Origin of the sequence: Streptomyces sp. NPDC091292, from assembly GCF_044757265.1 — a bacterium.
GTDB lineage: Bacteria > Actinomycetota > Actinomycetes > Streptomycetales > Streptomycetaceae > Streptomyces.
The window spans coordinates 45,365-58,680 of sequence record NZ_JBIVUQ010000008.1; the positions used below are offsets into that span (position 1 = coordinate 45,365).

The 13,316-nt window shown below is 74.0% G+C and carries 13 protein-coding genes; 7 read left to right on the forward strand and 6 right to left on the reverse strand.

The features are described from left to right. Nucleotides 1-7: 7 nt before the first annotated feature. Genes ACIQNU_RS22405 through ACIQNU_RS22415 form a run of 3 tightly spaced genes read left to right on the forward strand, consistent with a single transcriptional unit; the run spans nucleotide 8 to nucleotide 2,369 of the window. Nucleotides 8-772 (forward strand): LamB/YcsF family protein, encoded by a 765-nt coding sequence (locus ACIQNU_RS22405; protein WP_401369900.1) that lies wholly within the window; start codon nucleotides 8-10, stop codon nucleotides 770-772. After that, the gene (gene pxpB / locus ACIQNU_RS22410) at nucleotides 769-1,458 is read left to right on the forward strand and encodes a 5-oxoprolinase subunit PxpB (RefSeq protein WP_401369123.1); all 690 of its coding nucleotides are present in this window, start codon (nucleotides 769-771) and stop codon (nucleotides 1,456-1,458) included. Before ACIQNU_RS22405 ends, pxpB begins: the two co-directional genes overlap by 4 nt. Then, nucleotides 1,455-2,369 carry a biotin-dependent carboxyltransferase family protein gene (locus ACIQNU_RS22415; RefSeq protein ID WP_401369125.1) on the forward strand — a complete coding sequence of 305 codons (915 nt, stop codon included), beginning with the start codon at nucleotides 1,455-1,457 and terminating at the stop codon, nucleotides 2,367-2,369. The genes pxpB and ACIQNU_RS22415 overlap by 4 nt, the downstream gene beginning before the upstream one ends. A 37-nt stretch (nucleotides 2,370-2,406) precedes the next feature. Here the strand turns inward: ACIQNU_RS22415 and ACIQNU_RS22420 are convergent, their stop codons facing one another. The 5 genes from ACIQNU_RS22420 to ACIQNU_RS22440 form a co-directional block, all read right to left on the reverse strand. Next, a complete protein-coding gene (locus ACIQNU_RS22420; RefSeq protein ID WP_401369128.1) occupies nucleotides 2,407-3,261 on the reverse strand; it encodes an SGNH/GDSL hydrolase family protein in 855 nt (284 codons plus the stop codon). Then, nucleotides 3,258-4,493 carry a glycosyltransferase gene (locus ACIQNU_RS22425; RefSeq protein WP_401369131.1) on the reverse strand — a complete coding sequence of 412 codons (1,236 nt, stop codon included), beginning with the start codon at nucleotides 4,491-4,493 and terminating at the stop codon, nucleotides 3,258-3,260. Before ACIQNU_RS22425 ends, ACIQNU_RS22420 begins: the two co-directional genes overlap by 4 nt. Nucleotides 4,494-4,507: 14 nt before the next feature. Next, on the reverse strand, nucleotides 4,508-5,632 hold the full coding sequence (locus ACIQNU_RS22430; RefSeq protein WP_401369134.1) for a glycosyltransferase family 4 protein: 1,125 nt from the start codon (nucleotides 5,630-5,632) through the stop codon (nucleotides 4,508-4,510). 221 nt (nucleotides 5,633-5,853) lie between these two features. Next, nucleotides 5,854-7,272 (reverse strand): HEAT repeat domain-containing protein, encoded by a 1,419-nt coding sequence (locus ACIQNU_RS22435; protein ID WP_401369137.1) that lies wholly within the window; start codon nucleotides 7,270-7,272, stop codon nucleotides 5,854-5,856. Between the two features lie 276 nt (nucleotides 7,273-7,548). Then, nucleotides 7,549-7,941 carry an ankyrin repeat domain-containing protein gene (locus ACIQNU_RS22440; protein ID WP_401369140.1) on the reverse strand — a complete coding sequence of 131 codons (393 nt, stop codon included), beginning with the start codon at nucleotides 7,939-7,941 and terminating at the stop codon, nucleotides 7,549-7,551. Nucleotides 7,942-8,198: 257 nt separating this feature from the next. On the opposite strand from ACIQNU_RS22440, the gene ACIQNU_RS22445 reads away from it, so the two are divergent. Together ACIQNU_RS22445 and ACIQNU_RS22450 are read left to right on the forward strand one after the other, a co-directional pair. Continuing rightward, nucleotides 8,199-8,393 carry a hypothetical protein gene (locus tag ACIQNU_RS22445; RefSeq protein ID WP_401369142.1) on the forward strand — a complete coding sequence of 65 codons (195 nt, stop codon included), beginning with the start codon at nucleotides 8,199-8,201 and terminating at the stop codon, nucleotides 8,391-8,393. 52 nt (nucleotides 8,394-8,445) lie between these two features. Continuing rightward, a complete protein-coding gene (locus ACIQNU_RS22450) occupies nucleotides 8,446-10,170 on the forward strand; it encodes a hypothetical protein (RefSeq protein ID WP_401369144.1) in 1,725 nt (574 codons plus the stop codon). Between the two features lie 29 nt (nucleotides 10,171-10,199). On the opposite strand, the gene ACIQNU_RS22455 is transcribed toward ACIQNU_RS22450, so the two are convergent. Continuing rightward, nucleotides 10,200-11,699, reverse strand: coding sequence for a PLP-dependent aminotransferase family protein (locus ACIQNU_RS22455; protein WP_401369147.1), 1,500 nt, complete (start codon nucleotides 11,697-11,699; stop codon nucleotides 10,200-10,202). A 33-nt stretch (nucleotides 11,700-11,732) separates the two neighbouring features. Between ACIQNU_RS22455 and ACIQNU_RS22460 the strand changes: the two genes are divergently transcribed. Then, nucleotides 11,733-12,482: a YitT family protein gene (locus ACIQNU_RS22460; RefSeq protein WP_401369149.1), complete on the forward strand. Its 750-nt coding sequence runs from the start codon at nucleotides 11,733-11,735 to the stop codon at nucleotides 12,480-12,482. Continuing rightward, entirely contained in the window at nucleotides 12,479-13,246 is a 768-nt protein-coding gene (locus ACIQNU_RS22465) for a glycerophosphodiester phosphodiesterase (protein ID WP_401369152.1), read from the forward strand. The genes ACIQNU_RS22460 and ACIQNU_RS22465 overlap by 4 nt, the downstream gene beginning before the upstream one ends. Nucleotides 13,247-13,316 lie beyond the last annotated feature (70 nt).

Consider the following 13,316-nt stretch of genomic DNA (forward strand, 5'->3'; position numbering starts at 1 on the left):
CATGGCCATGACCGCAGCCTCCATCGATCTCAACGCCGACCTCGGCGAGGGCTTCGGCCGCTGGACGCTCACCGACGACGAACAACTGCTGTCCGTCGTCACCAGCGCCAATGTGGCCTGCGGCTTCCACGCGGGCGACGCGTCCACCATGCGACGGGTGTGCGAGCTGGCCTCCGCGCGCGGGGTACGCGTCGGCGCCCAGGTCTCCTATCGCGACCTGGCCGGCTTCGGGCGGCGCGCGATGGACGTGCCGCCGGACGAACTGGCGGCGGAAGTGGCGTACCAGATCGGCGCGTTGGAGGTCTTCGCGCGCGCGGCGGGCACGCGCGTGGCCTATGTGAAGCCGCACGGCGCGCTCTACAACCGGATCGTGCACGACGAGGACCAGGCCCGCGCGGTGGTCGACGGGGTGCTCCTCGCGGACGCCTCGCTGCCGGTGCTCGGGCTGCCCGGATCGCGGTTCCTCGAAGTCGCCGGAAAGGCCGGGCTGCCGGTCGTCACGGAGGCGTTCGCGGACCGCGCGTACACCCCCGGGGGCACCTTGGTGCCGCGCGGCACGGAAGGGGCGGTGATCCCGGATCCGGAGGCGGTGGCCGAACGGTCCCTGGGCATCGCCCGGTTCGGCACGGTCACCGCGCACGACGGCCAGCAGATTCCCGTACGGGCCCGCTCGCTGTGTCTGCACGGCGACACCCCGGGCGCGGTCGGACTCGCGGCACGCGTGCGCGCGCGCCTGGAGGCCGCCGGGGTCCGGGTGGAGGCGTTCGCATGAGACCGCTGCCGGTCGGCGACCGGGCCCTGCTGGTGGAACTCGACAGCGGGGACGCCGCGCAGGCCCTGCACGCGGAGCTGCTGCGCCGCCGCTCCGCCGGGACCCTGCGCGTACGGGAGATCGTCCCGGCGGCGCGCACGGTGCTCCTCGACGGGCTGGACGACCCGTGCGGGCTCGCCGCCGAACTGCCGTCGTGGGAGGTGCCGCCCCCGCGCGCGCACGCGGGGGACGTCGTCGAGATCCCGCTGCGGTACGACGGCCCGGACCTCGCGGAGGTCGCCGCGCTGTGGGGCGTCGGCACGGACGAGGTCGTACGCGTCCACTCGGCGGCCGAATTCCGCGTCGCCTTCTGCGGTTTCGCGCCGGGATTCGGCTATCTGACGGGGCTGCCGGAACGGTACGACGTGCCGCGCCGGGCCACGCCCCGGACCGCGGTCCCGGCCGGCTCGGTCGCCCTTGCCGGGCCGTACACGGGCGTGTATCCGCGGTCGTCGCCGGGCGGCTGGCAGCTCATCGGGACGACGGACGCCGTGCTGTGGGACCCCGCGCGCGTACCCGCCGCGCTTCTGGCGCCCGGGGCGCGGGTCCGCTTCGTACCGGCACGCGTACCGGAGTACGCGGCGGTGTCCGTACCCGAGTACGTACCCGAGTGCGTACCGGATTCCGTACCGGAGGCGCTGGCGTGACGGACCGTGCCGTCCTGGTCGTCCGGGCGGGCGCGCTGACGACCGTGCAGGACCGGGGGCGGCCGGGCCACGCCCATCTGGGGGTGCCGCGCTCCGGAGCGCTGGACGCGCCCGCGGCGGCCCTCGTCAACCGGCTCGTCGGCAACTCCCCGGACGCCGCCGTCCTGGAGACGACCCTCAACGGCTGTGCCGTACGCCCCCGGTGCGCGCTGACCGTCGCGGTCGGCGGCGCACCGTCCGCCGTGTCGGTCGACGGCCGCCCGGTGCCCTTCGGCGCGCCCGTACGCGTACCGGCCGGGGCGCTGCTCGACATCGGGCCGGCCGTGGCGGGGGTGCGCGGCTATGTCGCGTTCGCGGGCGGTGTCGCCGTGGAGCCCGTGCTCGGGAGCCGGTCGACGGATCTGCTCTCGGGCCTGGGACCCGCTCCCCTCGCCGACGGGACGGTCCTTCCGATCGGTGCGGCGCGCGGTGTCCCCGCGCGCGTGGATGCCGTTCCGCAGCCCGGCCCCCCGGCGGAGCTGGTGCTGCGGGTGACGCTCGGCCCGCGGGACGCCTGGTTCACGGAACGGGCCGTCCGTACGCTCACCTCGCGCGCGTACCGCGTGTCGTCGGCGAGCAACCGCATCGGTCTGCGCACGGACGGGCCACCCCTGGAGCGGGCCGTGCACGGGGAGCTGCCCAGTGAGGGCCTGGTCCTGGGCGCCGTACAGGTCCCACCGGACGGGCACCCGGTGGTGTTCCTCGCCGACCACCCGACCACCGGCGGCTACCCGGTGGTCGCGGTCGTCCGCGAGACGGACCTGTCGGCGGCGGCGCAGGCGGTGCCGGGGACACCGGTACGGTTCATCGCCACCGGACGCCCCGCACGCCCTGCACGCCCCGCACGGCGCGCCCGGAGCCGACAGAGCTGACGGCGTCGGTATGGCTGACGGAGCGGCCTCAGAGGCGTCACGCCGCCTCCGGCTGGTCCGCCGGTGTCAGCGCCGCCAGCGCCTGCGCCACCGCGTGCGAAGCCCGCAGATCGAGGCGGGCGCTGGTGCCCCGCGCGCGATGCCGCATCTCGTCCGCCGCGAGGGTCAGCAGCTGCGGCAGCAGATCGGTGCAGCGGCGGGCCACCCATCCGGTGCCCGCGGTGGCGAGCCACAGCAGGCTCGCGGACCGTGTGGGAGGCGGCAGTTCGGGCTCGGCGGGAGGCGCCGTGCCGGTCGCGACGCCCTCGGCGGCCAGCAGGGCGTGGAAGCGCACAGCGAGCTGCCGGTGGCCGCGTTCACCGGGGTGCAGCCGGTCCGCGCTCCACATCGCGCGGTCGGTGAGCCAGGCGCCTTCGGCCGCGTGCAGATGGACCGCGCCGTACCGCTCGGACAGGGCGTGCACGACGGTGTTGACGGCCCGTTGCCGCCGTGCGAGGGGGCGGGCGAGCGCGCCGGGAAGACCGAGCATCGCCCCCGGGTCGGGCAGGCAGGCGGTGAGCACGGTGGTGCCCCGGTCCGCGAAGCGCGCGTACACCGCGTCCAGACGGGACGCCACGGCGTGGATGTCGAAGGTGCAGCGCAAGGTGTCGTTCACGCCGACGACGACGGACACCACATCGGGCTCCAGTTCCAGCGCGTCCGGTGTCTGCCGCTCCAGGACGTCCCGGGTCTGCGCCCCGCTGACCGCCAGATTGCGGAACTCGGCGGGCGCCCCGGCCGTGCCGAGCCCTTCGGCGAGCAGCGCGGCCCAGCCACGCCACCCGTCGCCGAGCGGATCGCCCACCCCTTCGGTGAGCGAGTCGCCCAGCGCGACGAACCGCACGGGTCTCATACCGCGTCCCCCCGCGCCCCCGGTTCCGGCCGGACCCCCGCACCGGTCACGGGTGCCTCCATGACCCGTACCGGCGCGTCATGGGCCGTCAGGAACGCCTCCACGGCCGTGCTCCAGCCGAAGCACTCCGCCCGCGCGCGTGCCGCGTCCCTGCGCTCCGGCTCGAAGCGCTCCAGGAGTTCCTGCACGGCGTCCGCGAAGGTGTCCCCGGTGTCGGCGGCCGTGGCTCCGGCGGCGCCGACGATCTCGGGCAGCGCGGACGACGCGCTCGCGACCACCGGCGTCCCGCACGCCATCGCCTCCAGGGCGGCGAGCCCGAACGTCTCGGCAGGCCCCGGGGCCAGGCACACATCGGCGCTCGCCTGGAGCGCGCCCAGCGTCGCGCGGTCGTTGAGATGGCCGAGGAAGGTGACGGGCAGCCGCCGCTCCTGGGCCCGCTGTTCGAGCCGGCCGCGCAGCGGACCGTCACCCGCGACGACCAGGACGGCCTTCTGCCCGCGCGCGAGGAGCGCTTCGAGGGCGTCCAGCGCGGTCCCGGGCCGCTTCTCGACGGAGAGCCGGGAGCACATCACGAGCAACGCCTCGCCCACGCGCGCGTAGCGCTCGCGCAGCGCCGGGTCCCGCAGCTCGGGACGGCAGCGCTCCAGGTCGACGCCGAGCGGTGCCCGTACGACATTGCGGGCGCCGATGCGGACGAACTCGCGCTCGGCCCACTCCGTCGTGCACACCACGCGTGCGTACGCGCGCGCGGTGCGCCGGTTGAGGGCGTCGGCGGCCCGCCGGGCGGACGCCTCGGACAGGCCCCAGGTGCGCAGCACGCCGTGGGCCGTCTCGTGGGACACCATGACGGCGGGCACCCGGGCCCGGCGCGCCCACTCCCCCGTCCAGCGCAGGGTCGTGCGGTCGGAGACCTCAAGGCGGTCCGGTGCGAGGCGTTCCAGGACGCGGGTCACGCGCCGCCGGTCGGTCAGGACGCGGTAGCCGCCGGTGCCCGGCAGCAGCGGGCCCGGGAGGGTGATGACCCGGCCCTGTTCGGTGTCCTGCTCCTCGTAGCGCGCGCCGGGCACGATCAGGACGGGGTCGTGGCCCGCGGCGCGGTAGCCGGTGCCGAGTTCGCGCAGGGCCGTGCGCAGCCCGCCCGACGAGGGGGCGACGAAGTTCGCGAGCCGCACCAGGGTCAGCGGCCTGCCGGACTCGCCCGGGACACCCGACCCGGCCCCTGCGGTGCTCATGACATCTCGGGCGTTCACGCGGCGACCACCGTTCGGGAGGAGAGGACATCGGTGTAGTGGTCGATGAGCTGGTCGCCGACGGCGGCCCAGGTGCGGCCCTCGACGGTGGCGCGCCCCGCGGCGCCGAACGCGGCCCGCAGCGCCGGGTCGACGGCAAAGGCGCGTACGGCGTCGCGTACGGCGTTCTCGTCACGCGGGGGCACGAGGAAGCCGGTCCGCCCGTGGTCGACCAGGTCGAGCGGGCCGCCCGCCGCCGGAGCGACGACCGGCACTCCGCTGGCCATGGCCTCCTGCACGGTCTGGCAGAACGTCTCGAAGGGGCCGGTGTGCGCGAACACGTCGAGCGAGGCGAAGATCCGGGCGAGGTCGTCGCCGGTGCGGCGGCCGAGGAACACCGCGCCGGGCAGCGCCTCGCGCAGTCCGTCGCCGCTCGGTCCGTCGCCCACGACGACGACGCGTACGCCGTCGAGACGGCAGGCGCCGGCCAGCAGTTCGACCTGCTTCTCGGGGGCGAGCCGGCCGACATAGCCGACGATCATCTCGCCGTTCGGGGCGAGTTCGCGGCGCAGCGCCTCGTCCCGCAGCGACGGCTTGAAGCGGACCGTGTCGACGCCGCGCGGCCAGAGCCTGACCCGGGGCACCCCGTGGTCCTCCAGGTCCTTCAGAGCGGCCGTGGAGGGCGCGAGGGTGCGGTCGGCGGCGCTGTGCACGCCGCGGATGCGGCGCCACGCGGTGGCCTCGCCCGCACCCATGTACGTACGCGCGTATCCGGCCAGATCGGTCTGGTAGACGGCGACGGCGGGCAGATGCAGCCGGGTCGCCGCGGCCATGCCCCGGACGCCGAGGACGAAGGGGCTGGCGAGGTGCACGAGGTCCGCGCGGTGTTCGGTGAGTGCGGCGGCCACGCGGCGGCTGGGGAGTGCCACCCTGACCTGGGGATAGCCGGGGAGGGGAAGGGACGGGACGCGGACGACCGGGCAGGGCGCCGATGCGTCGTCCCCGGCCCCGGCCGCGGTGGCCGGGGCGACGACGAGCGGTTCGAGTCCACGGGCGACCAGATGACGAGCGGTCTGGAGGGCGCAGTGCGCCACGCCGTTGACGTCAGGGGGGAAGGATTCAGTCACGATGACGACACGCATACCGGTGTTGTCGTCGTGCTGAACGTGCCCGCGTCAACGTGGATCTTTCCAGGCGAGGAACGTCCCGTGAGCGTTGGCCCTCACCAGGACCAAACGGCACGTCGATCGGCTTACGGGGGCCAATCGGCCAAGACCATCGGCGATCGGGCCACCACACGCACGGGGAACGGGGCTCGCCACGCCGACACCTCACGGAGGTCGCCCCCGCCGGCGACGGTTCGCTACACGGCCGGCGCGTCCGGTCCGATGCGGCTGCGGACCGCGGTCTGTACCTCGTCCTCCTCGGCGGGATCGGCGGCCAGCCTCCGGAGCTGTTCGACCACGCGCGCGTCGCCGGTCTCGGCGTGCCGGGCGGCGATCTCCCGGGTGGTCTCCTCGCAGTCCCACAGGCACTCGACGGCGAATCCGGCGGGGAAGGAGGGGTCGGTGGCCGCCAGCGCGCGTGCGGCACGGCCGCGCAGATGGGAGGAGGCGGTCTCGCGGTACACATGGCGCAGCACGGGCGCCGCGCAGACGATGCCGAGGCGTCCCGCGCCGTCGACAAGGGTCCACAGGCCCGCCGCGTCCGGGCCCTCGCCGCGTACCGCCTCGCGCAGCGCCTCCAGGACGAGTTCGGTGTCGCGGGTGCCGCCCCGGCAGGCGAGCATCCGGCCGGCCGCGGCGCCCAGCACATCGGGCCTGCGCGCCCACGCGCGGGCGCGTTCCACGGCGGCGACACTGCGCATCCGTTCGAACGCGGCGACGGCGGCGTCCACGACACCCGCGGACGGTGACGTGACGGCGGCCTCGACGAGGTCGAGCGCCTGGGGGTCGTGGGAGTCGGCGAGATAGCGGATGGCGGTGGCGCGGGCCCCGTCGGTGCCGTTGCGGGCGGCGTCCACGATCTCGGCGTGGTCCTCGGGTCCCGCGACGGCGGTCAGGCAGCGGGCGGCCGGGACGTGCAGCGCGGCCCCGCGCGCGATGCCCTCGTCGGCCCAGTCGAAGACGGCGCGCACGCTCCAGCCGGGTCGCGGTCCGGTGGGACTGAGCTGCCGCTGCCAGCGGTCGAAGGAGCCGCGCTCCTGGGCGGCCCGCACCCGCGCGCCGACGGCGGGGCGCGGATCGTCGGCCCACAGCCGCCAGGGCCGTGGCTCGAAGGCGTCACGGACGGCGGCGGCCAGGTCGGCGTCGCCCTCGGCGTCGGCGGGGAACCGGGCGAGTACGGAGGCGGCGAGGGCGCGCAGTCCGCGGTCGTCGTCGCGCAGCGCGAGTTCGTCGAGCGCCCAGGCCCAGTTGGTGCCGGAGGCCGCGTACCGCCGCAGCAGGCGCAGGGCGTCCCGCCTGCCGTAGGACGCGAGATGGCCGAGTACGGCCAGGGCGAGGCCGGTACGGTTCTCGGCGGTGTCGAGGATGTCCTCGGCGTCGAAGAGATGCCGCTCGATCTCGTCCAGGCCGCCGTGCAGGTCCAGATAGAGCCTGGCGTAGTAGAGGGAGCGGTTCTCCACCTGCCAGTCGTGGCGGGGATCGCGCAGGACACAGTGGTGCAGTGCCGCGAGCGCTTCGGCCCGCGGTGCGGTGAGCGCGTGCAGTGTGCCGTCGCCGCGGCCCCGCTGGAGCAGGCCGAGCAGCGTACCGCTGGGCGCTATGACCGAATCGAACATGGGAAACAGCCTCACATCAAGCGTCGACGCAACCGGGGGACGTGCACTACCAGGTCACGCGACAACACGTCGGGGCGCCCGTCGTCTCTTGCTTGCTGTAGACCATCTTCCTCTGCCTCTCGTCGGTGCCCGTGCCGGGCTGTTCACGGCCCGCGCGGTGCGGCAACACCTGCCCAGCCGTCGCGTACGTGAACCTCCTGGTCATGATGGACCAGGGGTTCTCGCTGCCGCGACCACATTTCGTACACCCCCGTCGTACCTGGTCAGAGCGGGTGCTCAAGAAGCACCGAACAGCTCCAGAAGTTCTGCCTTGCCGAACATGCGGGCCGTGTCGACCGCCGACGGCGTGCCCGTCGTGGGGTCGGCGCCGCCGTCGAGCAGGGCTCGGATCACGGCGTCCTCACCCTTGAAGACGGCTCCCGCGAGCGGGGTCTGCCCCCGGTCGTTGGCCCGGTCCGGCTCGGCTCCACGGGCCAGCAGGGCCCGGACGGCGTCGGCGTGGCCGTGGTAGGCGGCGAGCATCACCAGGGAGTCGCCGCTGTCGTTGGTGAGGTTCGCCGGGACACCCGCGTCGACGTAGGCCGCGAGCGTGTCGGCGTCGCCCTGGCGCGCCAGATCGAAGATCTTGGTCGCCAGCTCCACAACCTCCGGGTCGGGGGCTTCGCTCATCGGCCGTTCCACCTTTCGTGCGCCGTACGAGTGAATCGCCAGGGTACTGCTCGCACCGGCACATGACAGGGCGGGTCGGAGGCAAGTATTCCGGTCGGTGAGGACACCCGAGGACACCCGTACGACTCCCCCCACCCCCGCCATCCGGGCGAAATTTACCGAATTACACCCGGTTGCACCTTTTATCGTATGGATACATCCTGTGAGCCTGGAAGAACTCATGGTGACTGTCCCCACCCGACCAGGAGAAACCCCACATGATCCTCTCCATCTCAGGCGTCGTGCTGCTCGGAATCATCGTGTTCCTCTTCTTCCGCAAGGACGGCCTCAAGGGGTCGCACGCGGTGGTCTGCGCGCTGTTCGGCTTCTACCTGGCGAGCACGGCGATCGCGCCCAGCATCAAGGCGGGCAGCGCGAGCCTCGCGAGCCTGCTCGGTGGCATCAAGTTCTGACGCCCCTCCCTCTCGCGCCCCTCCCCCCAGTACGGACCTTCAGGAGACAGACGTGGCCCGGCGCCCCCTCCCCCGCATTCTGAGCAACGGCATTCTGAGCAACGGCAGCGCACAGATCGCCCGAAGCCGGGAGCTGGCGCGGACGGCGGCCGACAACGCCACCGACGTCCTCCACCCACTGATCACGATCACTCGTGGACTGCGCCGGCTGGCCACCGCCGGGCGGCGCAAGTGGGCCGAAACCCCCAGGGACCGGCGCGGACCGCTCCTGTTCCTGGTGGCCTCGGTGGTCCTGGTGGTGGTCCTCATCCCGTACGGGCCCACGCTCGCCCTGGTGACCCTGATGGGCGCGGCGGCCTGGCAGGGGCGCGACCGCACCCCGACCGCTCCTGCGGGCCCCGACGAATCGCAGGTCCAGCGGCTGTCCACGCTGTACGAGTCGCTGGTCCCGTACTTCTCCGTCCCGGAAGACCCCAGTCCGCTGTACGCGCACGGCGGCGACTGGGAGAAGGCGTTCGACTCGTACGACTTCGACGACGCGGGCCGGATCTCCCGGCTGGTACTGCGCTATCCGGCGTACTTCACGGACGGCGAGGCCGACTGCCGCGCACGGATCGAGCAGTTGCTGCACGCCAAGTCGGGCCGTGGCCGCGAGTACCGCTTCGACTGGGACGAGGAGGGCAACGAGCTGACGGTCTGCGTGCTGCCGCCGCTGCCCACCGACATCGCCGCCCAGCGTTTCGTCACGGCGCCCGGAGAGATCGTGCTCGGCTTCACCGACCCCACCGGTGTGCAGCGCACGCTCCCCGTGGACGACGGTACGCGGCGGCGCGACGAACCGCCCGTGGTGTGGCGTACGGGCCCCCGGTCGACCGAGCCGCACCTGCTGGTCGTCGGGCAGCCCGGCAGCGGCACCACGAGTCTGCTGCGGTCGATCGCCCTCCAGTGCCTCCAGCAGGGCGACATCCTGATCGTGGAGGGCGGCGGCACCGGCGAGTTCGCGTGCCTGACGGGCCGCAGCGGAGTCCTCGCCGTCGAATGCGGCCTCGCGGGCGCGCTGGCGAGCCTGGAGTGGGCGGCGCACGAGACCGAGCGCCGGCTGATCGCGGCCAATCGCGCACGGCAGGCGGGCCACCCGCCGCCGGAGGACATCAAGCGCCCCCTGTGGATCCTGCTGGACCGGCCGAGCGTGCTGGGTCATCTGGCCGCCGCCGACGGGCGCGAGGACCCGCAGGCCCTGCTCCAGATCCCGCTGCGGCACGGACGGGCGGCGCAGGTCACGGTCGTCGTCGCCGAGCAGTACGACTGTGTGGACGCGCTGAGCGACACGGTCCGGCAGCACACCCGCGCGCGGGTCGCCCTCGGGCCCGCGCCCGCCGCCCAGTTCGAGCACGTACTCGGGCTGCCGCCGCACACCACGCCCACCCGGCAGGTGCCGCCGGGGCGCGGGTACGCCCGGCTCGGCGCGGGACCCGTGCACCGCCTCCAGGTGCCGGCCACCCCGGACCCGTACGACGACGCGACGAGCGAGGCGCACCGGCAGGCCGTCATCGGTCTGCTCCCGCAGCGGATCGCCCCGGCCGACGACGCGCCGGCCGAAGCGGTGGTGCACGCACAGCCGGTGCGCGAACAGCCGGTGCACGAACAGCCGCTGCACGAGCGGCCGTTGGACGAGGTGCCGGTGCACGGCCTGCCGGTCGGCGGCATCCCGGGGGCCGACGTGCCGAGGGAGCACGTGCCCGCGAACGACGTGCGGGCACTGGCGGCGGAGGGCTGACACCCGCCCCACCGCAGCCCCACCGCGTCTCACGCCACGAACGTCCTGGGCGGCTCGGACGCCCCCGTCGCCCCGCTCTCCACCAGCCGCGCCGCCGCCGCGAGCCGCACCGCCGCCTCGTCGGCGACCGCGCCCCCCACGGTGAACGGCAGCCGCACATACCCCTCGAAAGCGCCGTCCACACCGAACCTCGGCCCCGACGGCACCCGTACGCCCACGCGCTCCCCCACCTCGGCGAGCCGCGAGCCCGACAGCCCTCCGGTGCGCACCCAGAGGGTGAGCCCGCCCCGGGGTACGTCGAACTCCCAGTCGGGCAGCTCGCGCTCCAGGGCGGCGACCAGGTCGTCACGGTTCTCGCGCGCCTGGGCCCGGCGCAGCGCGAGCGCCTCCTCCCAGCCGCCCGTGCTCAGCAGCCAGTTCACGGCGAGCTGTTCCAGGACCGGCGTGCCCAGATCCGCGTAGGCGCGGGCAGCCACCAGGCTGCGGATCACATCGGGCGCGGCCCTGACCCAGCCGATGCGCATCCCGGCCCAGAACGCCTTGCTCGCCGAGCCGACCGTGATCACCGTGGAGCCCGCCGGGTCGAAGCCGCAGACGGGCCGAGGCATGGTGAAGCCGTCTTCGAGGTGGAGTTCGTTCATGGTCTCGTCCACGACCAGGACGGTCCCCGCCGCGCGCGCGGCGTCGACCAGGCGGCGCCGCTGGTCCTCGTCGGCCAGCGCGCCGGTCGGGTTGTGGAAGTCGGCGACCACGTACGCCAGCCGGGGCGCCGCGTCCCGCAGGACCTGGCGCCAGCGGTCCACGTCCCAGCCGTCGAGCCCGTCCCCCATGGCGACGGGCACCAGACGGGCGCCCGCCTCCCGCATCAACTGGAGGATGTTGGCGTAGCTCGGCGACTCCACCGCGATGCGTTCGCCGCGTCCGGCGAAGAGATGGCAGATCGCGTCGATCGCGCCCATCGCGCCCGTGGTCACCATGATCTGTTCGGGCATGGTGGGGATCCCGCGCGCGGTGTAGCGGCTCGCGATCATCGCGCGCAGGGCGGGCAGTCCGGCGGGGTAGTCGCCGTGTGTGTGCGCGTAGGGCGGCAACTCCTCCAGGGCGCCCTGGACCGCGCGCGTGAGCCACGGTTCCGGGGCGGGCAGCGCCGCGCAGCCCAGGTCGATCATCGAGCCGAGCGCCTCGGGCGGCAGGGGTTCGAGCCCGCGCGCGGGGAGGGGGTTTCCTGCGGGCACGGAGGTCCAGCTACCCGCTCCCCTGCGGGACTCCAGGAACCCCTCGGTCCGCAGCTCCTCGTAGGCGGCGGCCACGGTGGTCCGGCTCACGGCGAGGCTGAGCGCCAGCTCCCGTTCGGCGGGCAGCCGGGCGCCGACCGGGACCCTGCCCTCCAGGACGAGGAGACGGACACCGTCGGCGAGGGCGCGGTAGGCGGGCGGGCGGCGGGTACCGGGGCCGGCGGGCCGCGCCTGCTGCGAGCTGAGCAGACGGGCGAGCTGCGCCGAGCCCACAGCAGAGGTCCACTGGGCCATGATTTCAGTCCACCTTCCCGGAATTGGCCATGGATGAAGTCTTTCGACAAGCCACAGAGTGACACGAGCCAGGCCACAATCACCACCAGGGAGGGCATTTTGTCCATTTTCTCAAGGTCGCCCTCCCCCTCGACGGGCGCACCCGGACTCGTCCGACGCCTGTTCCAGCTCTACGGCGGCCTGGCCCTGTACGGCATCAGTTCGGCCCTGCTCGTGGAGGCCGGGCTCGGCCTGGAGCCCTGGGGGGTGCTGCACCAGGGCCTGTCCGAGCTGACCGGCCTGAGCATCGGCATGGTGTCGATCGTGGTGGGCGCCGCGGTGCTGGTCCTGTGGATACCCATCCGCCAGCGGCCGGGGCTCGGCACCGTGTCGAACGTCTTCGTGATCGGCATCGCGATGGACGCCACGCTCGCCCTCGTCCCGGCCCCGCACGGGCTGGGCGCGAGGATTCCGCTGATGGTGGCCGGAGTCCTCCTCAACGGCATCGCGACCGGTCTCTACCTCGCGGCGGACTTCGGCCCCGGACCCCGCGACGGCCTCATGACCGGCCTGCACCGGCGCACCGGCCGCTCGATCCGCCTGGTGCGCACGGCGATCGAGATCGCGGTGGTGGCGACGGGCTTCGCGCTCGGCGGCACGGTCGGCGCGGGCACCGTCCTGTACGCACTGTCGATCGGCCCGCTCGCCCAGCTCTTCCTGCGGGTCTTCGCCGTCCCGAAGGCATCCGCGGGCAGCACACCCGTTGCCGGCGGGTCACCGGAAGGAGCCATACTGCGGCCGTGACCACATCCGTACGCCATCCGTATCTCGACCAGCCCGGACCCATAGCCTTCGCCCACCGGGGCGGGGCCGCGGACGGCCTGGAGAACACCCTGGTCGCGTTCCGGCGCGCCGCGGCGGCGGGCTACCGCTACATGGAGACGGATGTGCACACCACGGCGGACGGCAGGCTGGTCGCCTTCCACGACGCGACCCTTGACCGGGTCACGGACGGCGCGGGCCGGATCGCCGACCTGCCGTGGGAGGACGTGCGCCACGCGCGCGTGGCGGGCAGCGAACCGGTCCCCCTCTTCGAAGAGTTGCTGGAGACCTTCCCCGACGTCCGCTGGAACGTCGACGCGAAGGCGGAGCCCGCCCTGTTGCCCCTCCTGGAGCTGATCCGCCGCACCGACTCCTGGGACCGCGTCTGCGTGGGCTCGTTCTCCGAGGCGCGCGTGCGCCGCGCCCAGCGCCTCGCGGGCCCGCGCCTGGCCACGTCGTACGGCGTCGGAGGGGTACTCGGCCTGCGGCTGCGCTCGTACGGGATTCCCGCCCCGGTGCGCCGTTCGGCGGTGTGCGCGCAGGTCCCGGAGGCCCAGTCGGGCATCCGCGTGGTCGACCGCCGCTTCGTCAGGACCGCCCACGCGCGCGGGCTGAAGGTGCATGTGTGGACCGTCAACGACGCCTCCCGCATGCACGCGCTCCTGGACCTCGGCGTGGATGGCATCATGACCGATCACATCGAGACGCTGCGGTCGGTCCTCCAGGACCGGGGCACCTGGGTCTGAGCGGTTCCGGGGCCCGGGAAGCGGCCCCGCGCGCGTCGGCGGGATCCACGGGGAAGATCTACGGGGAAGA